This is a genomic window from Nonomuraea sp. NPDC049028, assembly GCF_043197735.1.
Taxonomy (GTDB): Bacteria; Actinomycetota; Actinomycetes; order Streptosporangiales; family Streptosporangiaceae; genus Nonomuraea.
Genome location: NZ_JBICTR010000014.1, coordinates 126916 through 148896, shown reverse-complemented (window position 1 = coordinate 148896; position 21981 = coordinate 126916). Strand labels below are relative to the sequence as shown.

General features: G+C 70.7%; 23 protein-coding genes and 1 pseudogene. 12 read left to right on the top strand and 12 right to left on the bottom strand.

The annotated features are described in order from the left end of the window. Window positions 1-4 precede the first annotated feature (4 nt). Window positions 5-841, bottom strand: coding sequence for a GDSL-type esterase/lipase family protein (locus ACGFJ2_RS46210; RefSeq protein ID WP_358186181.1), 837 nt, complete (start codon window positions 839-841; stop codon window positions 5-7). 217 nt (window positions 842-1058) lie between these two features. On the opposite strand from ACGFJ2_RS46210, the gene ACGFJ2_RS46205 reads away from it, so the two are divergent. Then, a complete protein-coding gene (locus tag ACGFJ2_RS46205) occupies window positions 1059-2303 on the top strand; it encodes an isochorismate synthase (RefSeq protein ID WP_357951849.1) in 1245 nt (414 codons plus the stop codon). A gap of 29 nt (window positions 2304-2332) precedes the next feature. Here ACGFJ2_RS46205 and ACGFJ2_RS46200 read toward each other — a convergent pair whose 3' ends face one another. Together ACGFJ2_RS46200 and ACGFJ2_RS46195 are read right to left on the bottom strand one after the other, a co-directional pair. After that, window positions 2333-2947, bottom strand: a complete 615-nt coding sequence (locus tag ACGFJ2_RS46200) for an IMPACT family protein (protein WP_393479474.1) — start codon at window positions 2945-2947, stop codon at window positions 2333-2335. A 233-nt stretch (window positions 2948-3180) separates the two neighbouring features. Continuing rightward, complete coding sequence (locus ACGFJ2_RS46195; protein ID WP_393479908.1) at window positions 3181-4464, bottom strand: RNA-guided endonuclease InsQ/TnpB family protein; 1284 nt, start codon at window positions 4462-4464, stop codon at window positions 3181-3183. Between the two features lie 53 nt (window positions 4465-4517). On the opposite strand from ACGFJ2_RS46195, the pseudogene tnpA reads away from it, so the two are divergent. From tnpA to ACGFJ2_RS46180, 3 genes and pseudogenes are all read left to right on the top strand, one after another. Beyond that, window positions 4518-4948, top strand: a pseudogene (tnpA, locus tag ACGFJ2_RS46190) (IS200/IS605 family transposase). Window positions 4949-5246: 298 nt separating this feature from the next. Further along, the gene (locus tag ACGFJ2_RS46185; protein WP_393479471.1) at window positions 5247-6752 is read left to right on the top strand and encodes a serine/threonine-protein kinase; all 1506 of its coding nucleotides are present in this window, start codon (window positions 5247-5249) and stop codon (window positions 6750-6752) included. 17 nt (window positions 6753-6769) lie between these two features. After that, window positions 6770-7348 carry a TetR/AcrR family transcriptional regulator gene (locus tag ACGFJ2_RS46180; RefSeq protein WP_357951839.1) on the top strand — a complete coding sequence of 193 codons (579 nt, stop codon included), beginning with the start codon at window positions 6770-6772 and terminating at the stop codon, window positions 7346-7348. A 299-nt stretch (window positions 7349-7647) separates the two neighbouring features. Here the strand turns inward: ACGFJ2_RS46180 and ACGFJ2_RS46175 are convergent, their stop codons facing one another. Next, window positions 7648-8172, bottom strand: a complete 525-nt coding sequence (locus ACGFJ2_RS46175) for a CGNR zinc finger domain-containing protein (RefSeq protein WP_393479468.1) — start codon at window positions 8170-8172, stop codon at window positions 7648-7650. A 96-nt stretch (window positions 8173-8268) separates the two neighbouring features. Here ACGFJ2_RS46175 and ACGFJ2_RS46170 point away from each other — a divergent pair, with 96 nt between their 5' ends. Both ACGFJ2_RS46170 and ACGFJ2_RS46165 read left to right on the top strand, forming a co-directional pair. Next, window positions 8269-9141, top strand: coding sequence for a hypothetical protein (locus ACGFJ2_RS46170; RefSeq protein ID WP_393479466.1), 873 nt, complete (start codon window positions 8269-8271; stop codon window positions 9139-9141). 125 nt (window positions 9142-9266) lie between these two features. Continuing rightward, the gene (locus ACGFJ2_RS46165; protein WP_357951833.1) at window positions 9267-9725 is read left to right on the top strand and encodes a MarR family transcriptional regulator; all 459 of its coding nucleotides are present in this window, start codon (window positions 9267-9269) and stop codon (window positions 9723-9725) included. Window positions 9726-9736: 11 nt separating this feature from the next. On the opposite strand, the gene ACGFJ2_RS46160 is transcribed toward ACGFJ2_RS46165, so the two are convergent. From ACGFJ2_RS46160 to ACGFJ2_RS46150, 3 genes are all read right to left on the bottom strand, one after another. Next, on the bottom strand, window positions 9737-9949 hold the full coding sequence (locus ACGFJ2_RS46160) for a hypothetical protein (protein WP_225291204.1): 213 nt from the start codon (window positions 9947-9949) through the stop codon (window positions 9737-9739). Window positions 9950-9974: 25 nt separating this feature from the next. Continuing rightward, window positions 9975-10547 (bottom strand): LysE family translocator, encoded by a 573-nt coding sequence (locus ACGFJ2_RS46155; protein ID WP_357952189.1) that lies wholly within the window; start codon window positions 10545-10547, stop codon window positions 9975-9977. 71 nt (window positions 10548-10618) lie between these two features. Continuing rightward, window positions 10619-11590: a helix-turn-helix transcriptional regulator gene (locus ACGFJ2_RS46150; protein ID WP_393479463.1), complete on the bottom strand. Its 972-nt coding sequence runs from the start codon at window positions 11588-11590 to the stop codon at window positions 10619-10621. Window positions 11591-11646: 56 nt separating this feature from the next. Here ACGFJ2_RS46150 and ACGFJ2_RS46145 point away from each other — a divergent pair, with 56 nt between their 5' ends. Continuing rightward, on the top strand, window positions 11647-12396 hold the full coding sequence (locus ACGFJ2_RS46145; RefSeq protein ID WP_358186136.1) for a DeoR/GlpR family DNA-binding transcription regulator: 750 nt from the start codon (window positions 11647-11649) through the stop codon (window positions 12394-12396). A gap of 85 nt (window positions 12397-12481) precedes the next feature. Then, window positions 12482-13630 carry an MFS transporter gene (locus ACGFJ2_RS46140; RefSeq protein ID WP_393479461.1) on the top strand — a complete coding sequence of 383 codons (1149 nt, stop codon included), beginning with the start codon at window positions 12482-12484 and terminating at the stop codon, window positions 13628-13630. Window positions 13631-13700: 70 nt separating this feature from the next. Here the strand turns inward: ACGFJ2_RS46140 and ACGFJ2_RS46135 are convergent, their stop codons facing one another. The 3 genes from ACGFJ2_RS46135 to ACGFJ2_RS46125 form a co-directional block, all read right to left on the bottom strand. After that, window positions 13701-14462 (bottom strand): TSUP family transporter, encoded by a 762-nt coding sequence (locus tag ACGFJ2_RS46135; protein WP_393479458.1) that lies wholly within the window; start codon window positions 14460-14462, stop codon window positions 13701-13703. 342 nt (window positions 14463-14804) lie between these two features. After that, on the bottom strand, window positions 14805-15422 hold the full coding sequence (locus tag ACGFJ2_RS46130; RefSeq protein WP_357951825.1) for an ATP-dependent Clp protease proteolytic subunit: 618 nt from the start codon (window positions 15420-15422) through the stop codon (window positions 14805-14807). Between the two features lies 1 nt (window position 15423). After that, the gene (locus ACGFJ2_RS46125; RefSeq protein ID WP_357951824.1) at window positions 15424-15987 is read right to left on the bottom strand and encodes an ATP-dependent Clp protease proteolytic subunit; all 564 of its coding nucleotides are present in this window, start codon (window positions 15985-15987) and stop codon (window positions 15424-15426) included. A gap of 137 nt (window positions 15988-16124) precedes the next feature. On the opposite strand from ACGFJ2_RS46125, the gene ACGFJ2_RS46120 reads away from it, so the two are divergent. Then, entirely contained in the window at window positions 16125-17429 is a 1305-nt protein-coding gene (locus ACGFJ2_RS46120; protein WP_393479455.1) for a sensor histidine kinase, read from the top strand. A gap of 139 nt (window positions 17430-17568) precedes the next feature. After that, entirely contained in the window at window positions 17569-18219 is a 651-nt protein-coding gene (locus ACGFJ2_RS46115; protein WP_393479905.1) for a response regulator, read from the top strand. A gap of 31 nt (window positions 18220-18250) precedes the next feature. Here ACGFJ2_RS46115 and ACGFJ2_RS46110 read toward each other — a convergent pair whose 3' ends face one another. Beyond that, a complete protein-coding gene (locus ACGFJ2_RS46110) occupies window positions 18251-19105 on the bottom strand; it encodes a DUF2268 domain-containing protein (protein WP_393479452.1) in 855 nt (284 codons plus the stop codon). 54 nt (window positions 19106-19159) lie between these two features. Next, the gene (locus ACGFJ2_RS46105; protein WP_357951819.1) at window positions 19160-19927 is read right to left on the bottom strand and encodes a hypothetical protein; all 768 of its coding nucleotides are present in this window, start codon (window positions 19925-19927) and stop codon (window positions 19160-19162) included. A 54-nt stretch (window positions 19928-19981) separates the two neighbouring features. Here ACGFJ2_RS46105 and ACGFJ2_RS46100 point away from each other — a divergent pair, with 54 nt between their 5' ends. Together ACGFJ2_RS46100 and ACGFJ2_RS46095 are read left to right on the top strand one after the other, a co-directional pair. Next, complete coding sequence (locus ACGFJ2_RS46100; RefSeq protein ID WP_357951817.1) at window positions 19982-20983, top strand: MoxR family ATPase; 1002 nt, start codon at window positions 19982-19984, stop codon at window positions 20981-20983. Between the two features lie 19 nt (window positions 20984-21002). Further along, window positions 21003-21938 carry a DUF58 domain-containing protein gene (locus ACGFJ2_RS46095; RefSeq protein ID WP_357951815.1) on the top strand — a complete coding sequence of 312 codons (936 nt, stop codon included), beginning with the start codon at window positions 21003-21005 and terminating at the stop codon, window positions 21936-21938. Window positions 21939-21981: the final 43 nt, after the last annotated feature.

Sequence of the window (21981 nt, the reverse complement as noted above, 5' to 3'; positions counted from 1 at the left end):
CCGCTCAGAGCACGTCGATCCACTCAAAGCCGTTCTTGAACGTCAGCTGGGCCAGGGCCCGCTGCCCCTGGGGGTTGGGGTGGAAATAGTCCCACTTGCTGATGTGGTCGAGCGTGAACGGGTAGGCGAACACCGCGCCCCCGTCCGTACGGCACGCGGTTCCCAGCGTCGCGCACGCCTGGGCGGCCTCGTGGTTGTAGGCCATCACGCGCGCCCGCACCCGGGCCCGCCGCGCCACGTCCGCGGGCTTGGCCGACGAAGGGGAGGCCAGCATCGTGGGGCAGATCCGGCCGAGCGTCCAGAACGTGCGCGCCAGCGCGTTGCTCTTGCCGACCTGCCACAACCGGCGCAGGTCGGGAATGCTGGCGAAGAACACCCTGACCCCCGGCACCCCGGCCCGCAACTCCGCCAGAGCCGCGTCGAGCCGCTGCCGGTAGACGCTTACGGGCGTCATGTCCTTCTCCGCCGGCTTGCAGGCGTCCTGAGCGCCGATAAGGATTGTGACGTATGTCGCCTTGGCGGTGATCGCCTGCTTCACCTGACCCATCAGGTCCGCGCTCGTCGACCCGGGCACCGCGAAGTTGCGGTTGTGCCCCGTGATCGTCCGGCTCAGCCCGGCCAGCCGCAGGTAGTGGCTGGTCACCTCGGCGTTGTCCCCCGCCGACCAGGAGCGGGAGGTGCACGAGACGTACCAGCCGCACGCGTTGAACCCCGCCGAGATCGAGTCTCCCAACGCCGCCATGACCTCTGGGACAGGCTCCGCCGAGGACGACGCGTGTGCCGTACCGGAACCGAGAAGAACGAGGGCAGCGGCGAAGAGGGGTGCGAGACGAGTGATCATGCGGCCCAAAGTAGGGATGGGCGCGGAGGCCGACTATGTCGTCAAGGCAACATCTGCCATCTCGGGACCGTGTTCATATCGCTGCTTGACAGTCCTGATCCGATGAGGATGCTCCGAATATCATGCGGGTTCCCCCTTTATCTGGGTTCATTGACCGTAACCGGTCATTCACGGGGGTCCCAGTCGAACGTGTTCAGTTCCCGCATAGAGTGTCTGGGTGAGTGTCGCGCTCGGAACCACCCGCCCGCTACCGGTTCGCACCGCCCCCATAGGTGACCCCGGTGACCTGCTGGCCTCCCTGCCCCGGACCGCCGCCCCCTATGCCTGGATCCGGCACGGCGAAGGACTCGTCGGCTGGGGTGAGGCCGCACGGGTGGCCGTTCCCGCAGGTCCCGACCGGTTCGCCTGGGCGAGCCGGTGGCTCGCCGACCTGTTCGGCGACGCCCACATGGACGGCTATTTCGACGGCCCCGGTGGCATGCCCGGCGTCGGGCCCGTCGCCTTCGGCTCCTTCACCTTCGACGAGAACGCCGCCGGCTCCGTCCTCGTCGTGCCGCAGGCCGTGCTCGCCCGGCGTGCCGGCCGCGCCTGGCTCACCACCATCGGCGACGCGCGCCTCGAACCCCTCACTCCCGTACGCGATCCGGGCCGCATCAGCTACGGCGACGGCAGCCTGTCCGCCCCCGAATGGGAGCATGTCGTCGCCCAGGCCACCCGGCGCATCCGCGAGGGCGAGCTGGAGAAGGTCGTCCTGGCCCGCGACCTGATCGCCACGGCCGAGCGGCCGATCGACGTACGCCTCCTGCTCGACCGCCTCGCACAGCGCTATCCCGACTGCTACACCTTCTCCGTCGCCGGCCTGGTCGGCGCCACCCCCGAGCTGCTCATCCGGCGCACCGGCAAGGAGATCGAGTCGCTCGTCCTGGCCGGCACCACGCCCCGCGGCACCGGTCCGGCCGACGACCTGGCGCGCGGCGCGGCGCTGTTCGCCTCGGCCAAGGACCGGCACGAGCACGAGTGCGCGATCGCGTCCGTACGCGAGACGCTCGCCCCGCTGTGCTCGTCGCTGCAGACGCCCGACGAGCCTGAACTGCTCATGCTGCCCAACGTCCAGCACCTGGCCAGCCACGTGACCGGGCGCCTGGCCGACGGCGCGTCGGTGCTCGACGTGGTCGCCGCCATGCACCCGACCGCGGCCGTGGGCGGCACGCCCACCGACACCGCCATCAAGGTGATCCGGGAGCTGGAGGGGATGGACCGCGCGGGCTACGCGGGTCCGGTCGGGTGGATCGACGCGCACGGGGACGGGGAGTGGGGGATCGCGCTGCGGTCGGGGATCGTCCGGGGGCGCCGGGCGCGGCTGTTCGCGGGCGCCGGCATCATGGGCGACTCCGACCCGAGCTCCGAACTCGCCGAGGCGCAAGCGAAGTTCCGCGTCATGCAGTACGCCCTCGAGGGATGACGCTCCTGGTTGCTGTTACGGCGTTGTTCTCAACCGGCTACGTGGATTCTGTTGCCCGGTGTCACCTGAGCCCTCCCCGCCGTCAGGGTGGCCAGCCAGTCCATGAAGGTGGCCGTCTCGTCGTCCGCCACCGCCACCGTGAAGACGACCTTGCTGCCGTAGGACACTTCCCTGACGGGGTGTCTCGATGCCCTTAGGTCGTTCTCTACGCGGCCCGCCTGGTCGTGGGCCACTGTCACCTCGAAGAGCATCGCCGGGATCATGCGGATCGGTACCGCCTGGTCCAGGGTCTCCGTCACCGCGGAGCTGTAGGCGCGGACCAGGCCGCCGGCGCCCAGAAGGGTGCCGCCGAAGTAGCGGGTCACCACCGCCACCACGTCGTTGAAGCCTCTGCCGGTCAGGGCCTGGAGCATGGGGGTGCCCGCCGTGCCGCCTGGTTCGCCGTCGTCGTCGCCCTTCCGGTCGTCGCCGATCACGTAGGCCGTGCAGTTGTGGGAGGCGCTCGGGTGCAGGTGGCGGCGTTCGGCGATGAAGGCCGAGGCTTCCGCTGGTGTCCTCGCCGGGGCTACCGCGCAGACGAAACGGGAGCGGCGGGCCTCCGTCTCGTGCTCGATGGCGGCGCTGAGGGTGAGGTAGGAGGACACGTCCACAGATTAGTGCTCGCCGGACAGACCGCAGGGGCTGGCATCCCCCGCTGGGACGTCCATGTGGGCTGAGGTGAGGCTGCGCTCCGTGCCGGTGCTTTCCGCTGATGCGGGTACGGCGCCACGAGATTGGTCCATCTGCCGCCATTCACGGCGCGACCCGGGTCATCAGCAGCCCGATGGTGAGGAATTGACGTGCTCCTCCACATAAGTGTGGAGGGTTCCTGTGCTGCTTAGGCAGCAGCTCGCAGCGCGGGTGCGGGCGAGACTGTGGGACAGGATGCTTGACGCTTCGCAGGCCCCGCTATCGCGGAGTCTCCACGTCCTGTGACCGCCCGTCCGGCGGCGGAGTTGTACCGATGAAGCTGGTTTCGGGCGGCGTTGGTATCGGCGTTGCCGATCCATCCGCACGCCAGGTTCTTGCACGCGAACCGCGACTGCGTCTCGCGTGATCCTTTCGTGGTGGTGTGGCAGCGGTGGCACTCTTGGCTGGTGCCGTACGGGTCGACCGTGGCGACCAGGCCGCCGCGGTCGGCAGCCTTGTAGGTCAGCAACTCCACCGTCCGGCCCCACGCCTGATCCGCGATCGACCGGTTCAGGCCCCGCTTCTGAGCGACGCCCCGCCCCGGCTCCTGCACCGTCCCGGACGCCGAGGCCATCATGCTGGTGACTCTCAAATCTTCGACCACGATCGCGCTGAACCGCCGCGCGAGGTCGGTCGTGCTCTGATGCTGCCAGTCGACCACTCGGCGCTTGGCTGTCGCGCGGAGCCGGGCGATCTGGTCGTAGGTGCGGCGTTCCCGGTTGGACACCGGGTCGCCTTTGCCGCGGCTGGCACGCTGACGGGCGCTTTTGCGCTCCAACCGCAACAACCGCTCACGCTGCCCGCCAGACAGCCACGGGCCGTGCCGAAGATGCTCCCCGGTGGACAAGGCCAGCGGGACCGCGATGCCCCGGTCCATGCCGGCCTTCGGCCCGGCGTGCGGCACGGGAGCGGAGACGAGCAGTTCGGTACGGAAGGCGATGGTCCACCCGTGGGCGTCTTTCACCAGTCGAGCCCCGGTGATCCTCCCTGCTGGTCCGCCCTTGGTGAGGCCGGGCAGGTCTTTGGTCCACCGGAACTTCAGCCGCCCGAGTTTGGGCAGGTTCACCGCACCCCACCTGCGGTTGATCCTGGCGATCTGCAAGTCGCGGGCCTGGGGGACGTCCACGGCCATTCGGCATCCGAACCGGCCCTTGAACGTCGGGCGTTCGGCCGGGTGGGCGGGGTTGAAGAAGTTCGCCCACGCCTGCCGGTAGGTCTTCAGCACGGCCTGCGCGGCCTGAGCGGGCAACTGCCCCATCCACTCGATCTCGTGGCGGGCCCGCCGAATCGCCGCGTCACACTCCTTCAGCGACGCAAGGCGGCCCTGACGGAAGGTCGCGAACTCATGCAGCAGGTTCCACACGGCACGCGCGGTGTGGGCTTGACCGTCCAAGACAGCTGCCTGCCGCTTGTCCAACGCCAAGCGCGCCACATGCGCACGAGTCCGCTTCACCTTCTCCACGCACTGATCATATCGTTTGGTTTATGTCACCGCGATGGAATGCCAATACCGATTTGAAAAGGGGGCGACATGTCGCCTATAAACCTTCATGCCCATTTGGCGTTCGTGACAAAGTACCGGCGTGGGGTGTTCACCGACGGGATACTGGTCCGCCGCGAGGAACTCATGCGCGAGGTATGCGCCGAACTTCGAGGCCGAACTGCGCGAGTTCAACGGCGAACACGACCACGTCCACCTGCTGGTCCACCACCCGCCCAAGGTCGCCCTGTCCAAACTCGTCAATTCGCTGAAAGGGGTATCAGCCCGGATACTTCGCAAGGAATACAGCACACACGTCCGCACATACCTCTAGGGCGGACATTTCTGGCCTGGTTCCTATTTCGCCGGGCCAGTCAGCGGGGCACCGCTCACCGTACTCACGCAGTACATCGAGCAGCAGAAACAACCTGTATGAGGGAAACTGCAGACAAACCCGAAAGGTCCGGGTACCCTCGCGCCCTGGCGGGAACGCCGGAGCACTGGCCCACATTCTGGTAGACCGCCCCGCACACGACCAGCACCGGCGACAGCCCGGCGGCGGCCATGAGCCGGCCCAGCGGAATCCCAGCCGAGGCCAGCGAGTCTCCCAGCGCGTTGACCCGCCCCAGCAGCCGACGCGGCACCCGCTCGAAGGAGATCGCGCCCAGAATCGGGTTGATGAGATGTTGGCGATATGCCTTTACAATGTAGATTTACTAGCATGGTAAAGTGCGATGGTGAATCCCCCCTTCACACCCCTCGCCCCTGAAGACCCTCCCGAGATCGGCGGTTATCGCCTGGTGGCGCGGCTGGGAGCCGGTGGCATGGGGCAGGTCTTCCTCGCCAGCACCCAGAGCGGCAGGCGCCTGGCCGTCAAGGTGATCCGTGCCGAATACACCGGCGACCCCGAGTTCCGGCGGCGGTTCCAGCAGGAGGTCGCCGCGGTTCTGCGGGTGCAGAGCCTCTACACCGCGCCGGTCGTCGACGCCGATCCCCATTCCAGGACGCCTTGGCTGGCCACCGCCTACGTACCCGGGCCCTCGCTGGACAAGGCCGTCGCCCAGCACGGCCCGCTCCCGCCCCACACGGTCCTGACCATGGTCTGCGGCGTGGCGGAGGCGCTGCAGGCCATCCACGCCGTACAGGTGGTGCACCGCGACCTCAAGCCCTCGAACGTACTGCTGTCCCCCGAGGGTCCCCGCGTCATCGACTTCGGCATCGCCAAGGCCGTCGACGCGACCCCGCTGACCGGCACGGGCATCCGCATCGGCACGCCGCTGTTCATGGCCCCCGAGCAGGCGCTCGGGCATCCTGCCGCGCCGCCGGTCGACGTGTTCGCGCTGGGAGGTCTGGCGCTGTTCGCGGCGACCGGCCGTACGCCGTTCGGTGAAGGCCCCGACCCGGCGGTGCTCTATCGCGTGGTGCATGACGAGCCGCAGCTCGACGGCTGCCCACCGGAGCTGCGCGACCTGATCGCCCGCTGCCTGGCCAAGGACCCCGCGCACCGGCCGACGCCACGCGCCCTGGTCGCCGAGCTCGAACGCTACGCGCAGCCCGGCCCTGGGCCCGAGTGGCTGCCGCCGCCTCTCACGCACGCCCTGCCCGCCTACGCGGCCCCGCCCTCGCCTCCCCCGGCCCGCACGCGGCGCACGTTCGGGCTCGGCGTCGTGGCGGGCGCCGCCGTGGCCGCCGCGGTGGTCGCGGCGGCCGTCACGGCCGTGCTGATCATGCCGGGCGCAGCCGACGGCACTCCGCTCGCTCAGCCCGCCGCGACCGTCACGGTCACCCAACAGGCACCGGCGACTACGGCCACCACCGGCCCCTCCCCCGACACCGATGAGACCACGCCGAGTCCCGTGGGCACGGCGACCGAAGGCTCGGTGGCCGGGGCGAAAGCCGGGACGCTGCTCGGCACGTACAAGGGCATCGACGTGACCCGCTACTACGGGGTCAACTTCACCGACGACCCCACTCACCCGAAGGAGAACGAGGGCGACGTCGAATACAGCGCCATCGGCCTGCGCGCGGACAAGATGGCCGTGCTCGACTCCGGCCAGAACGGCACCTACCAGGCGTGCGTCGACAACACCAAGTACATGAGCAGCTATGAAGCCGACCAGGCCAAAGGCAGGCTGGTGTGCGTCTTCGGCCAGAGCACGATCGGTCTGGTCAAGGTGACGAAGGTCAGCGAGGGTGACAGCAACTACATCACTATGGACCTGACAGTCTGGCAGCGCTGACGCCTACTCTTGAAGTCATGTCCGTGACGCCCTTGCGGGGCGGGCCGGCGCGCGAGGCCGAACTGCTCGGCGTCGTGCTCGATGTGCTGCGCGAAACCGGTTACGACCGGCTGACCATCGACGCCGTGGCCGCACGCGCGAAGGCGGGCAAGCACACCGTCTACCGGCGCTGGCCGTCCAAGGCGGAATTGGTGGTCGCGGCATTCGTCAACGCCGTCTCCACCACGCCGGTGGCGCCCGACACGGGTGAGCTGCGGGCCGATCTGCTCGGGCTGATGGAGTCGCTGGTGGGCGAGCTGGCCCGGCTGAGCGACGTCGTCGCCGGGCTGGTCGGGGAGATCCTGCACAACGCCGACCTGGCGCGCGCAGTGCAGCAGAACTACGTCGCGACGCGCCGCCGGTTGACGCTGGAGGTGTTCGAGCGGGCCTGGACCAGGGGCGAGCTGTCCCGCAGCGCCGACACCGACCTGCTGTGGCAGGTGGGCCCGGCGGTCCTGTTCTTCCGCGCGCTGGTGAGCGGCGAGCCCGTCGACAGCGAGCTGGCCCGGCGCCTCGTGGACCACGTCGTGCTACCTCTCGCCCTCAACCGCCGGTAGCCTCCCCGCCACACCTGCCTACCCCCCAAGCCAAGCCCTCGCTTGGCCCGCCACTCCCCCAGCCCTGGCTCCGTTCTTCCTCCCCCGAAGGGGGTGCCCTTCCATGGGCCTCTGCCCCGAGGGACCACCTTCTTCCACCCCCCGAAGAGGATGTCCCTCCATAGGACCTCCGCCCCGACGAACCGCCCTCTCTCCACCCCCCGAAGGGGGTATCCCTCCAAAAGGGCACCAGCCACCACGGACCGTCACACGGATGGAGCCCGGTTGCGTGACGAACCACCCGGGAAACCATGGCTACCCTAGGTCCGCCGCCGGGCGCGATACGCGCTGGCCTTGGCGCGGTTCTGGCACGACAGCCCGCAGAACCGCCGCGAGGCGTTACGCGTCACGTCGAAGAAGACCAGCGAACACCCCTCCGCCTCGCACGACCGGAGCCGTACCCCCTGCCCCACCCCGATCACCATGGCCAGCGCCGTGCCGATGTCGGCGGCCCACGCGTCGACCAGTGAGGCTCCCGGCTGGTGGAAGGCCAGCATGGGCGGCTCTCCGCTCAGGTGGGCGACGGCCGCGTACCGTACCAGCAGCGCGTTGAGCGACGCGACGGAATCGGGACCGCCGCCGAAGACGGGCCGCAGCTCGGCGGCCACCTCCGCCAGGTGGTCGGCGTCGGCGGCGGTCAGCGCCCCGGCGGGCGGCCGCTCGAGGCGGGCCGTGGCATCGAGTACGGCGGCACGGCGCGCGGCCCCGCCGGTCGGCGGCTCAAGATCGCGCCCATGCGCCTCGCCCACGGCCAGTACGTTCACCAGGAGGACGGCGAGCTCCACCCACCGGCCAACATAACTGTCTATTTGCGATTGACCAGTGATGCGCCAGGAGTCTATCGTCACTGTCATAGCTTACCTAGACAGTGAGGAATCGGCATGTCCATCGATGGCAGACTCGCCCGGCGCATGTGGCACCAGTTGGAGCCGATCCACGCGGCGCTGTACTTCTCCCCGCAGGCCTTCGAGGAGGCGGCGGCGATCGGCTACGACGTGGAGTCGCGCTGGCCGAGCTACTTCGCCTACCGCACCGCGCCGCTGGGCCGCGCGGGCACGAACCTGGCCTTCGCCACCTACTACAGCTTCAGCCCGCGAACGATCGCCGAACACGTTCCGGCCGTCTGGGACACCGCGAGTCCCGCAGAGGTGCTGCGCGCCCGCCATCGGGCCGTGGACCGTACCTATCGGACCCTGCTCGGCGACGGGGTCGGGGCGCTCGGCGAGGCCGCCGAGCTGGCCCGGCGGGTGGCGGAGAGCGTGACGGTGGGCGGACGGCCGTTCGCCGCGGCCAACCTGGACCTGCCCTGGCCCGATGAGCCGCACCTGGCGCTCTGGCACGCCGCCACCGTGCTGCGTGAGCACCGCGGCGACGGCCACCTGGTGGCACTGCAGGCGGCGGAGCTGGACCCGTGTGAGTCGCTGGTCTCCTTGGCCGCGGTCGGCGGCGCCCCGGTGGCCAACTTCGCCGGGCGCGGCTGGAGCGAGAGCGAGTGGGCCGCCGCCCAGGACCGGCTGGCCGGGCGCGGCCTGGTGGACACCGAGGGCCAGGCCACCGACCAGGGCCGGGCGCTGCGCGACCAGGTCGAGCGGATGACCGACGACCTGGCCGCCGAGCCGTGGCGGCAGCTGGGCGAGCAGCGCGCCGATCGGCTGGCTCAGCTCATCCAGCCCGTCCTGGGAGCCGTCTTCGAGGCGGGCATTCTCCCGATGACCAGCACGCTCGGCATCGCCACCGTGAAGGCCCCTGACTGACGGGCGCACCCTCCGCATTCGGCTGCGACGAGGGGCCGGAAGCGGTGAGGGTGATCCTCGCCGCCCTCACCCTGCGCAAACACGCGGGAAGTTTCGCCCGTTTGTGAAGCCCGTAGAATCCGCCTGTGAGTCGTGACGAGGAGGCCGTGCGCCACACGGTCGAGCGGATGGCGCGGATCTTCTCCGACTGGGGCTTGCCGCCCATGGCCGCGCGGGTGCTGTTCACGATGATGGCGGCCGAGGAGCGGACGCTGACGGCCGCCGAGCTCGGTGAGCGGCTCGGCGTCAGCCCGGCCGCCATATCCGGCGCGGTGCGTCTGCTCACGCAGATGCACCTGGTGGTGCGCGAGCCGGTGCCCGGATCCCGCCGCGACGTCTACCGCCTGCCCGACGACGCCTGGTACGAGCTCACGCTGACCAAGATGCCGATCTTCCGGCAGATCACCGGCGAGGCGTCGGCCGCGGTCGAGGCGGTCGGCGGCGACGGCACCGTGGCCGGCGCGAACCTGGCCAGAATGCGCGACTACTTCGAGTTCGTGGAGCGGGAGTTGCCCCAGCTCCTCGACAAATGGCGCGCACGCTGAGGAACCGAACGCTAGCCCCTGCCGTACTTCTTGTGCACGGCCTGCTTGCTCACCCCGATCGCGTTGGCGATCTGCGCCCACGGTAGCCCGGCCACCCTGGCCCGGCGCACCTGCACCGCCTCCATGCGCTCGAGTTCGTGCCGCAAGGCAGTGGTGGCCTGCAGCGCCCGCAGCGGATCCTCGTCCTGCGCCTGCCGCATCAGCGTCGCCAGGTCGTTCGTCATCCCCTTAACGTAGTCCAGCGGCCCGTCATCGCGAATCCAGGACGAGCCTCAGGCCGAGGCCGATGAGGACGACGCCGGAGATCTGCTCCAACCGCCGCCTGACCGCCGGGCGGCCCAGAAACGCCTTGGCCTTGGCGACGGTCCAGATGAGCAGGCCGTACCAGAGCAGGTCCACGAGCACCCAGACGACGGCGAGCGTGACCAGGGTGAGCGGGACGTTCTGCCCGCGCGGCACGAACTGCGGCAGGAACGACATCGCGAACACCGCCGCCTTCGGGTTGGCCAGGCAGGTCCCGAATCCGGCCAGGAACGACCTGCGCCGCCCGCTGACCGCGTCCACCTCGACCGGCGGCGCGTCCTTGCGGCGGGCCTGCCAGAGCGACTGCGCGCCCATCACGACCAGCAGCACCGCGCCCGCGACGCGCATCACGTCGTAGGCCACCTGCGAGGCCAGCACCAGCGCCGACAGGCCGAACGCGGCGGCCAGCCCCCAGATCAGGATGCCGGCCTCGTTGCCCAGGGTGGCGGCCAGGCCGGAACCGCGCCCGGCCCGCAGGGTCTGTCTGAGAATGATCGCGGTACTCACCCCGGGAACCATCGCCACCAAGATGCACGCGCCAACGAATGCGATGAGATACATGTGGGGCATCGTGGCAGAATCTCCCGGATTCAGCCGTAGATTTTTCCGAGCTCCGCGATCGCCTCGGCCATCAGCGCGCGCAGTTCGGGCGGTTCGAGCACCTCGACGCTCGCCCCGAGCCGCAGCAGCAGCCAGCGGGCGTGCGTGAGCGACTCGATCGGTACGGTGAGCGTGCGCCAGCCCTCCGCGTCCGGCTCGCCGCCCTCGGCCAGCGCGGCGGTGACGACGTCGTTGCCCATCGTGTACGCGAGCAGGCTGTCGGTGCCGGGGGCGACCTTGATGACGGCCTCGGCGGTGTACATGCGTTCGCGGAACTCGCGCGAATAGTCCTGCCAGAAGTCGCCGAGGTCGAAGCCCTCGGGCCGGTCGAACCCGCCGGGCAGGGTCTCCAGCGTCAGAATGCGCGCCACCCGGTAGGTGCGCGGCGTCTGCCCGTCGGGGGCGGCGATCAGGTACCAGGAGCCGCCCTTGAGCACGAGCCCGTAGGGGTTCACCTCCCGCTCGACGTCCTGTTGGCCCCAGCGCCGGTAGGTCATCCGCAGCCGCCGCTGCTCCCAGACCGCCGCGGCCACCTCGCTGAGGTGCGGCACGTCGTCCGCGTCGCGGTACCAGCCGGGTACGTCCATCAGGAAGCGCTCGCGCATCCGGGAGGCGTGCGAGCGCGGCTCGGGCGGCAGCGCGGCCAGCAGTTTCAGCTCCGCGCTCGCCACCACCTCCGACAGCCCCAGCTCGGCCGCGGGCCCGGGAAGGCCGGCCAGGAACAGCGACGACGCCTCCTCTGCCGTCAGCCCGGTCAGCCGGGTGCGGTAGCCGTCGAGCAGTTGGTAGCCGCCCGCCGGGCCGCGATCGGCGTAGACCGGAACGCCGGCGGCCGACAGCGCCTCGACGTCGCGATAGACGGTCCTGACCGACACCTCCAGTTCCGCGGCCAGGTCGGTGGCGGTCATCCGGCCGCGCGCCTGCAGGAGCAGCAGGAGGGAGAGCAGACGACTGGCGCGCATGGCCCCCATTGTATTGCGCACATTATTCGTGTTTGTATGAACACATGGAACGTGTGATGTCCATCATGAACGCCCTCCGCACCCACGACAGCGTCTCGGTCGCCGAGCTGGCCGCCGAGCACGGCGTGTCGGAGATGACGATCCGCCGCGATCTGGACGAGCTGGCCCAGCAGGGCGTACTCCGCCGGGTCAGAGGCGGCGCTCTGTCGCTGCTGCTGCGCGGCGAGGAGCCGCCGTTCGGGGTGCGGGAGCGCGAGGCGGTCGAGACCAAGCAGCGGATCGGCGCCGAGGTGGCCGGGCTGATCGCCGACGGCGAGGCGGTGCTGCTCGACGGTGGCACGACCGCGCTGGAAGTGGCGCGGGCGCTGCTGGACCGCCGGCTCACCGTGCTGCCGCTGGCGCTCCAGTCGGTGTCACTGCTGGCCGCGGCGCCGCGCGTACGTCTGGTGCTGCCCGGCGGAGAGGTACGGCAGGGCGAGCTGAACTTCATGGGCCCCCTGACCGAGACCTCCATCAAGGCCCTGCGCTTCGACACGGCGGTGATCGGCTGCTGCGGACTGTCCGCCGAGCACGGGCTGACCGCCCACGACCTGCCGGAGGTGGCCGTCAAGCAGGCCGCCATCGCCGCCGCCAGGCGGGTGATCGTGGCGTGCGACTCGGGCAAGTTCGCCAGGACGGCGTTCGGCGCGGTCTGCCCGATCTCGCGGCTCGACGTGGTGGTGACCGACGACGGCATTCCGCGCGAGCAGCACGACGCCCTGGCGGCCGCCGGGGTCGCCGTCCGCCTCGTACAGGAGTCCCAGTGAAGCGGCCCCGAGTAGCCGTCCGTCTCGTCCAGGAGTCGCCGTTGAACCGCGCCCGAGTCACCGCCCGTCTCGCTCAGGAGTCGCCGTGAGCCGCGCCCGGGTCGCCGTTTATCTGCTGTTCTTCCTCGCCGGGGCCGCCGTGGGCACCTGGACGGCCCGGATTGCGGCCATCAAGGAGAACCTCGGGCTGAGCGACGGGCGGCTGAGCCTGGCGCTGCTGGCCATCGCCGCCGGAGCGGTGGTGGGCATGCAGGCGGTCGGCCGCCTCGTCGACCGCTACGGCAGCAGCCGCGTCATGATCCCGGCCGCGCTGCTCCAGGGAGTCGTGCTCGTCCTGCCCGCCTACGCCGCGAACCTGGGCACGCTGGCCGCGGCGCTGTTCGGGTTCGGCGTGGTGCACGGGGTGCTGGACGTCTCGATGAACGCCAACGCGGTGGAGGTGGAACGCGCCTGGGGACGGCCGATCATGTCGTCCTTCCACGCGGTGTTCAGCATCGGCGGGTTCGCCGGCGCCGCGGCCGGCGGACTGTTCGCGCACCTGGCGCTCTCCCCCGCCGTCACGTTCCTGTCCGTCGGGGCGGTGATCGCGCTCCTGGCCGCGTGGGCGGCGGCCTGGGCGCTACGCTCCCGCCCTGCCCCGGTGATCTCGGCCGACGGAGTACACCCGGGGCTGCCCAAGGGCATCCTCTTCCTCGGCGTGCTGGCTTTCTGCTGCCTGGTGGGCGAGGGCGCGGCGGCCGACTGGAGCTCGGTCTACCTGCGGGAGGACCTGGCCGCGTCCGCGGGGTTCGCGGCGGCGGGATATGCGGCGTTCTCCATCATGATGACGGCGGGACGCCTGGCCGGGGACCGGCTGGCCGCCCGCTTCGGGCCGGTGGCGCTGGTGCGCGGGTGCGGGCTGCTGGCCGCCGCCGGGCTGGGACTGGCCCTGACGATCGGGCATCCGGTGGCGGCGGTGGCCGGGTTCGGGTGCTTCGGGGCGGGGTTGTCGTGCATCGTGCCGCAGGTGTTCTCCGCCGCCGGGCATCGTGACCCGGCGTTCGCGGGGCGGGCGCTGGCGAGGGTGGCGAGCATCGGCTATCTGGGGTTCCTGTCCGGGCCGGTGCTCATCGGGGGCATCGCCGAACTCTCCGGGCTGCCGCGGGCACTGGCCGTACCGGCGCTGCTGGCCGCGTTCGTGGCGCTGGCCGCGACCGCGCTACGCACTCGTACGACCGAGCCGGTCGGATCCTAAACGATCGGGTCGGGACCGGTCGGGTCGGAACCGGTCGGGTCGGAACCGGTTGACGGTTGCCGGTCGGGTCCTAGCCGAACTGCTGCCAGCCCAGCCTGATCACCATGGCCACCACCACGCACAGCAGCACGACGCGGACGAAGCCCGTGCCGCGCTTGAGCGCCATGCGGGCGCCCAGCTGCGCGCCCGCCACGTTGCAGACGGCCATCCCCAGGCCCAGCCCCCACAGCAGGTGACCCTGCCAGCCGAACACGAACAGCGCGCCCAGATTGGTCCCGGTATTGATGATCTTCGCCGAGGCGGAGGCCGACACGAAGTCGAGCCCGAGGATCGTGGTGAACGCGATGATCAGGAAGGTCCCCGTACCCGGCCCCATGATGCCGTCGTAGAAGGCGATGCCCACGCCCGCGATCGTCACCGCCGCCACGACGCGGCCGTTCGTCCGCAGATGGGGCTGCGGCACCGAGCCCATAGCCGGACGCAGCGTCACGAAGGCGGCCACACCGACCAGCACCGCCATCACGGCGGGGCGCAGCACCTCGGCCGAGATCGCGGCCGCGGCCAGGGCGCCCAGCCCGGCGCTGACCACGGCCAGCCCCACGCCGGGCAGCGCGACCGCCCGGTCCAGCTTCGTGGTGCGCGCGTAGGTCACGGCGGCCGAGGCGGTGCCGAAGACGGAGGAGAGCTTGTTGGTGGCCATCGCTTGTACGGGCGGTATGCCCGTCACCATCACCGCGGGCAACTGCACCAGCCCGCCACCACCCACGACGGCGTCGACCCAGCCCGCGCACAGGGCAGCCACCAACACCAACACCACATGCTCCAGCGGCACGCCACTCCCCCGATTTCCCCCGATAACCGCCAGAAGCGTATATGTCCTGCTTTCGCAGTAGGTCAGGTGGGATGCCCCTTTGGTCCCGAAGGGCGCGGGACGGCCGCTACACACCAGGCTCAAAGCAGGCCGCCCCGCGCGTCCTCGTCCTCGCCGTCGGTGGCCGCGTCCGCACTTCACGCGTCCGCACTTCAGCAGGCAGCCGCCGGCGGCCCGCCTCGGTGGCCGAGGTGCTCGGCCGCCACCCCGAGGTGGCCGACGTGGCCGTGATCGGCCGGCCGAGGCGGCCGGCGGCCACTGCGTGCTTCAGCGGGCGTGGCTGCCAGCGTCCGGTTCCACGCCTCAGCGGGTGGTGGTCAGTGTCCGTTTCCGGGAGGCGTAGATGTCGTCGATCAGGTGGTACGAGCGTGCCTGCTCGGCGGTGAAGATCCGGTCCCGCTCGATGTCCTTCCTGACCTCCAGCTCCGTCCTGCCCGTGTGCCGGGCCAGCATGGCCTCCTGCTGGTCGCGCATGCGCAGGATCTCCCTGGCGTGGATCTCCATGTCGCTCGACTGGCCCCGGCCGCCCTCGGTGGCGGGCTGGTGCAGCAGGATGCGGGCGTGCGGCAGGGCGGCGCGCTTGCCGGGCGTGCCCGCCGCCAGCAGGACCGCGGCGGCCGAGGACGCCTCGCCGATGCAGACGGTGTGGATCTCCGGCCGGACGAACTGCATCGTGTCGTAGATCGCCGTCATGGCGGTGAACGAGCCGCCCGGCGAGTTGATGTACATGTTGATGTCCTGGTCGGGGTCGAGCGACTCCAGCGTCAGCAGCTGCGCCATCACGTCATTGGCGCTGGTGTCGTCGATCGGCGTGCCCACGAAGATGACCCGGTCCTCGAACAGCTTGTTGTACGGGTTCATCTCCTTGATGCCGTAAGAGGTGCGCTCGGTGAACGAGGGCAGCACGTAACGTCCGCTCATGTCAGTTCATCCCCTCGGCCAGGTGGTCGACGAATCCGTATTCGAGCGCCTCCTGCGCGGTGAACCAGCGGTCGCGGTCGGAGTCGGCCTGGATCTGCTCCAACGGCCGGCCGGTGTGCTGGGCGATGATCTCGGCCAGCCTGCGCTTGGTGTAGAGCAGGCTCTCCGCCTGGATCTGGATGTCGCTGGCCGAGCCGCCGATGCCGCCGAGCGGCTGGTGCATGACGATCCGCGCGTTGGGCAGCGCGTAGCGCTTGCCGGGGGCGCCGGCGCACAGCAGCAGCTGCCCCATGGAGGCGGCGAAGCCCATCGCGACCGTCGCGACGTCGCACGGGACGAACTGCATCATGTCGTAAAGAGCCATCCCCGCGGTCACCGATCCGCCGGGCGAATTGATGTAAAGCGTTATGTCCCGATTCGGGTCCTCAGCCGCCAGCAAAAGGAGCTCGCCGCACAGCCGATTGCATATCTCGTCGTCGACCTCCTGGCCGAGAACAAGGATGCGCTCCTTCAGCAGGCGCTGGCTTACCTGGTCAGGCCAGGCCGCGCGCTGGGTCTCCGTCATGGAATCGCCTTTCTCTCGAACTATTCAACGACGCTAGACCCGGACCGCCGGAATTCCAGCTCCTTTTCGCTGGGGGCGCATTTCTCTAAAGGCGCATTCCACCGAGAGCGAATAACCATCGACATACAATCGCGAGTGTGAGATGGAACCTGCCCCGGCGATGGGCGTGCCTGATCCTCGGCGGCGCGCTGCTGATGCCGTACATGATGGCCGGGGTCCTGACGTCGGGCCTGCTCCAGGGCCAGTCGGTCAATATGTTCCTGCCCGCCCAGCTCGGGGTGTTCGTGGCGGTGCTGCCGGTGGTGACGCTGACCGGGCTGTTCCTGCCGGTACGGGCGCTGGAGGTGAGCGCCGCTCAAGGGCTGCTCGGCGTCGGCGTGGAGACGCCGCCCAGGCAGGCGCGCCGGTCGTGGGAGGAACGGTGGCGCACGACCGCCTGGTACACCCTCCACCTGGGAGTCGGCGGCGTGGCGAGCGGGTTCACGCTGGCCGGGATTCCGTTCACGGTCTTCACGTTCGCGGTGCCGTTCGTCGGCGGGCCCGCGCGCCTGCTGGGGTTCGACGTCGAGCCGGGCTGGGCGGCACTGGGCTGGCCGCTGCTCGGGCTGGTCGTGCTGGGCGCGGTGGTGCTGGTCGCGGCCGGTGGGGGCGCCCTGCTGGCCCGGCTGGCCCCCGCGCTGCTCGGCCCCACCCCGGGCGAACGACTGGCCGCGGCCGAGCGTCAGGCCCGTACGCTGGCCGAGCGCAACCGCCTGGCGCGCGAACTGCACGACTCCGTCGGTCACGCCCTGAGCGTCGTCACCCTCCAGGCCGCCGCGGCCGGGCGGGTGCTCGACCGTGACCCGGAGACGGCCAGGACGGCCCTGGCGGCCATCGAGCAGTCGGCCCGCGCCGCCCTGGACGATCTCGACCACGTCCTCGGCGTCCTGCGCGACGGCTCCCCACCCCCGGAGGCCGGGCCGCCGCAGGCGACACTGGCCGATCTCGGCGACCTCGCCACCGCCACCGGCGCCGACGTGCGCCCCGAGGTGGGCGACCTGACCGGCGTGCCCGCCGTGGTCTCCAGGGAGGCCTACCGGATCGTCCAGGAAGCACTGACCAACGCCATCAAACACGGTCAGGGGCCGGTACGCCTGGCCGTCGCCGTACAGGACGACGACCTGAGAGTGGAGATCACCAACGGGACCGCCACGACCGGCGCCCGGTTGGATGGTCGGTCAAGCGCACAGACCAGACAGACCCATCGGTCAAGCGCGCAGACCAAGCGGCCGGGCATGGAACCGGACAGCCGGTCGGCCGCCGGATCCGGCGGCCGGTCGGGTGGTCGGGGTGTGACCGGTATGGGGGAGCGTGTCCGGCTGCTGCGCGGCGATCTGGAGGCGGGACCGGTGGAGGGCGGCTGGCGCGTGTCCGTCCGGCTGCCACTACGGTCGGTTCCGTGACACCCCCATGGTCGGCCCCCTCATGGTCGACACCCTCATGGTTGACATCGCCACGGTCTGCGTCCCGGCGATCGGCACAGCCACGGTCGGCGCCCCGGCGGGCGGCGCCCCGGCGGGCGACGTTCCGGCGGGCGGGCTCGTGACGCTCAAGGTCGTGATCGCCGACGACGAGGACCTCATCCGGGCCGGTCTGCGGGTCATCATCGACGCCGAGCCGGGGCTGAGCGTGGTCGGCGAGGCCGGTGACGGTGCCGCGGTGGTGCCCGTGGTGCGCCGCGAGCGGCCCGACGTGGTCCTGATGGACGTACGCATGCCCGCCGTGGACGGCATCCAGGCCACCCGGCGCCTGGTGGCCATGGACGAGGCGCCCAAGGTGCTGGTGGTCACCACGTTCGAGAACGACGACTACGTCTACGAGGCGTTGCGGGCGGGCGCCAGCGGGTTCCTGCTCAAGCGGACCAGGCCCGACGAGCTGGTCCACGCGATCAAGCTGGTGGCGGCCGGGGAGTCGCTGCTGTTCCCGGCGGCGATCCGGACGCTGGCCGGCCGCCAGTCCCCTGCCGCCCGGCCCGCCTCGGTGCCCGGCATCGGGCGGCTGACGGGCCGCGAGGGTGACGTGCTGCGGCTGATGACCAGGGGGCTGTCCAACGGCGAGATCGCCGCCGAGCTGGTCGTCAGCCAGGAGACCGTCAAGACGCACGTCGGCAACGTGCTCACGAAGCTGGGCGCGCGAGACCGCACCCAGGCCGTGATCGCCGCCTACGAGTCGGGCTTCGTCTCGCCCCGCTGAGATCATCCCGCCGAGATCTGGCCTCACCCGGCTAAGACGAAGCCTCGCCCCGCCGTACGAGCTGCGACAGCGGTAGTGCCGTGCTCTCCGCGACCGTCATCCCAGTGGCGGCCAGGTGTGCGTCCACCAGCCGCAACCCCACCGCATATCCCGCCATGTCCGGAATACCGCGAGGCTCCTGCCCGAACCGCGCCACGGTGGTGTCCCCCAGCACGTACGCGGACGTGAGGTGCATCCCCTCCAGGTCGAAGTCGGCCATGATCTTCTCGTCGGCCCGCTCCAGCTCCTCGCCGCTGACCATCGACGACCACGGCCCCATGGCCTCGACCCCCGACAGCTCCCGTACGAACGCCTCCGCCAGCCCTTCGGAGATCACGTGCTCCCCCACCGTCGGGTGCCACGGCACGTTGGTGTAGCGCGCCTGGTGGTGGAACTCGTGGACGGCACAGTGCGCGATCCTGCCGATGATCTCCTCCGACGGCCAGCCGAGCAGGTACAGCAGGCCAGGCGAGCTGCCCATCCCGTAGTAGCCGCCCGTGACCTTCATCAGCTGCTCGCTGCCGGGATCGCCCAGCACGAACAGCACCCGCAACGACTCGGGCAGCTTGAGGTGGGACAGCCGATCGGCGGCCCGGTGCAGCTCGCCCTCGATCTGCCCCAGGACGTCCGCCTCCATCATGGCGTGGAGCGCGGGCAGATACCGCGGGTCCTCGGCGTCCACCCGGAAGCCGCTGCCCTGGTGGTGGATGTCGACGATGTCGCCAGGCACCGGGATGACCTGGCGGATGGGCTCGAGCAGCTCGCGCAGCAGGTCGGTGCGCCGCTCCAGCGGCTGCGCCAGCAGCTCGGCCATGGGCGTGAGCGTGTCTTGAACGATGAATTCCATGCCCACGGACGCTAGAACCTCACGTAACGTGAGGCTCAAACCATTTAACAGCGGTCAGAGCGGCGAGCCGTCTCCCGTGTCCTCGCCGGGCGACGGCCCCGGCGTGCCCTGCCCGCTCTTGCTCGGCGCCGGCGTCTGGCTGGGCGTCGGCTGCTGCGGCTCCGGCGAGGCCGGCGTAGGGGGCGCCGTCGGCTGGAAGTTCGTCGGCGGCAGTGGCCTGGGCAGCGGCTCGGCGTCCTCCCTGCCCATGATCAGCAGCAACGCGATCACCGTGGCCAGCAGCAACAGCACGGCCAGCGCCAGCGCGGCCAGCAGCACCCGCCGGCGGGTCTCGGTGAGCGGCCGGCGGCCGCGCGGTTGGCCGGGCAGGGCGGGAGCGCGGTCGGTCAGCCAGTACGGCACGAAGTCCGGGCCGTGCGCCTGGCCGATGAGGGTGCCGCCGACCATCACCGGCTCCAGGAACCACTCGGCCCCCGGCCGGCCCGGCGCGTACGGCACCGCTACCCAGGGCGCCGTGCCGGTCTCCATCGCCAGAACCTCCGGCGCGCCGTCCAGCACCGCGGCGCGCGTCTTGGTGGCCCGGCCGAGCCAGCCGCGCATGCCGGCGGGCGCGGCCTCGCGCATCACGGTCACGAACCGTTCGCGCGCGGCGGCGTCGAAGGCGGCGCCCCGGGTCAGCACGGCCAGGGAGACGGCGCGCCCGTCCGCCCCCTGCCCGAGGTAGACGAAACCGGCCGGCGCCGAGTGCAGGCGGGCCTGCACCACGAACGGCCCCAGCCGGGGCGGATCTCCGTACTGCAGCGGACTGGCCACGTTTGCCATGAAAGCACAGACCGGCGCCGTGCACGTTTGCGGGACGTTTGGTGGAATGGCGTCATGAGCGTCGCCGAAGATTTGCCAGACGAAACCGATGCGGCCGTGCTGCGTCAGACCCTTGACGAGGTCCGGCGGGTGATCGTCGGCCAGGACCACATGGTCGAGAGGCTGGTCGTCGCGTTGCTGGCCCGCGGTCACTGCCTGCTGGAAGGCGTGCCAGGCGTCGCCAAGACCCTCGCCGCGTCCACCTTGGCCACGGTGGTGGGCGGCACGTTCGCCCGGATCCAGTTCACCCCGGACCTGGTGCCGAGCGACATCGTCGGCACCCGCGTGTTCCATCCCTCCAACGAGAAGTTCGACGTCGAACTGGGTCCGGTGTTCGTCAACTTCCTGCTCGCCGACGAGATCAACCGGGCGCCCGCCAAGGTTCAGTCGGCGCTGCTGGAGGTGATGGCCGAGCGCCAGGTCACGCTGGCCGGGGTCACGCACCAGCTGCCCAAGCCGTTCATCGTGCTGGCCACCCAGAACCCGATCGAGTCCGAAGGCGTCTACCCGCTGCCCGAGGTGCAGCGCGACCGGTTCCTGTTCCGCGTACGGGTGCCGCACCCGAGCGCACACGAGGAGCTGGAGATCCTGCACCGCATGAGCGTCACCCCGCCGACGCCCGAGCGCGTGCTGGACCCCACGCGGCTGATGGCGCTGCAGGAGGCGGCCGAGCAGATCTCGGTCCACCAGCTCGTCGCCGACTATGTCGTACGGCTGGTCATGTCCACCCGATCGCCCGCCGAGTACGGGCTGGGCCAGCTGGCCGACACCATCGAGATCGGCGTCAGCCCGCGCGCCACGCTCGGCCTGGTCTCCGCCGGGCGCGCCCTGGCCCTGCTGCGCGGCCGTGACTACCTGCTGCCCGACGACGTACGGGACGTGGCCGTCGACGTGATGTCGCACCGGCTGATGCTCACCTTCGACGCGCTGGCCGACGGCGTCGATCCCGAACAGGTCGTCCGGCAGATCCTGCACGCCGTACCGCCGCCCCTCGTCGTCTGGAACCAGAACCGATGACGGAAACGGAGCGCGGCCGATGAGGACGGCCGAGCAGGCGCTGCGGCGGCTGGAGCTGACGGTGACCCGGCGGCTCGACGGGCTGCTGCACGGCGCTCACCTGGGGCTGCTGCCGGGAACGGGCAGCGAGGCGGGCGACAGCCGCGTCTACGTGCCCGGCGAGGACGACGTGCGCCGGATGGACTGGGCGGTCACCGCCCGCACGACCGTGCCGCACGTCCGCGACCTGATCGCCGACCGCGAGCTGGAGACGTGGGCGCTGGCCGATCTGTCGCCCAGCATGGACTTCGGCACCGCCGAGAGCGACAAGCGCGACCTGGTGGTGGCCGCGGTGGGCGCGATCGGGTTCCTGTCCAGCCGGATGGGCGACCGGTTCGGGGCGCTGGTGCTGCACGACGAGTTCGTGCACCGGATGCCGGCGCGCACCGGGCGGCCCGCCCTGTACGGGCTGCTGCACTCGCTGATGGACGCGCCGCGCGGGCAGGCCGTACCCGACGCGCCCGACCTGGCGGAGGGCATCGACGTGCTGGCCGCCACCCGCAGGCGGCGCGGCATGCGGCTGATCGTGTCGGATTTCCTCGACGCCAAGCCCGAGCTCGACCCCGGCGCCGAGCGGCCCTGGGAGCGGCCGATCAAGCGATTGTCGGCCCGCCACCAGGTGCTGGCCGTGGAGATCATCGATCCGCGCGAGCTCGAACTCCCCGATGTGGGCCGGGTCGCGTTCGCCGACCCCGAGAGCGGGCACGTACGCGAAGTGCACCTTTCCCCTAAAGTACGCCGAGACTATGCCGAAGCCGCAGCACTGCAACGCGAAGGCACCAAGGCCGCGCTGCGCCGCGCCGGTGTGGCGCACCTGGTGCTGCGGACCGACAGGGACTGGGTGTTCGACATCGCGCAGTTCGTCCTCCGCCAGCGGCGCATGACCCATCTCGCCCATCGGAGGGCACGTGCGTAGCAGGACCAGCGTCGAACAGCGCGACAATGGCCCTATGCCGAAA

Coding starts and splice junctions, on each gene's coding strand:
- ACGFJ2_RS46210 (WP_358186181.1), bottom strand. CDS start 841: ATGATCACTCGTCTCGCACCCCTCTTCGCCGCTGCCCTCGTTCTTCTC.
- ACGFJ2_RS46185 (WP_393479471.1), top strand. CDS start 5,247: ATGGTGAATCCCCCCTTCACACCCCTCGCCCCTGAAGACCCTCCCGAG.
- ACGFJ2_RS46180 (WP_357951839.1), top strand. CDS start 6,770: ATGTCCGTGACGCCCTTGCGGGGCGGGCCGGCGCGCGAGGCCGAACTG.
- ACGFJ2_RS46170 (WP_393479466.1), top strand. CDS start 8,269: ATGTCCATCGATGGCAGACTCGCCCGGCGCATGTGGCACCAGTTGGAG.
- ACGFJ2_RS46160 (WP_225291204.1), bottom strand. CDS start 9,949: ATGACGAACGACCTGGCGACGCTGATGCGGCAGGCGCAGGACGAGGAT.
- ACGFJ2_RS46155 (WP_357952189.1), bottom strand. CDS start 10,547: ATGGTTCCCGGGGTGAGTACCGCGATCATTCTCAGACAGACCCTGCGG.
- ACGFJ2_RS46150 (WP_393479463.1), bottom strand. CDS start 11,590: ATGCGCGCCAGTCGTCTGCTCTCCCTCCTGCTGCTCCTGCAGGCGCGC.
- ACGFJ2_RS46145 (WP_358186136.1), top strand. CDS start 11,647: ATGTCCATCATGAACGCCCTCCGCACCCACGACAGCGTCTCGGTCGCC.
- ACGFJ2_RS46130 (WP_357951825.1), bottom strand. CDS start 15,422: ATGAGCGGACGTTACGTGCTGCCCTCGTTCACCGAGCGCACCTCTTAC.
- ACGFJ2_RS46125 (WP_357951824.1), bottom strand. CDS start 15,987: ATGACGGAGACCCAGCGCGCGGCCTGGCCTGACCAGGTAAGCCAGCGC.
- ACGFJ2_RS46110 (WP_393479452.1), bottom strand. CDS start 19,105: ATGGAATTCATCGTTCAAGACACGCTCACGCCCATGGCCGAGCTGCTG.
- ACGFJ2_RS46105 (WP_357951819.1), bottom strand. CDS start 19,927: ATGGCAAACGTGGCCAGTCCGCTGCAGTACGGAGATCCGCCCCGGCTG.
- ACGFJ2_RS46100 (WP_357951817.1), top strand. CDS start 19,982: ATGAGCGTCGCCGAAGATTTGCCAGACGAAACCGATGCGGCCGTGCTG.
- ACGFJ2_RS46095 (WP_357951815.1), top strand. CDS start 21,003: ATGAGGACGGCCGAGCAGGCGCTGCGGCGGCTGGAGCTGACGGTGACC.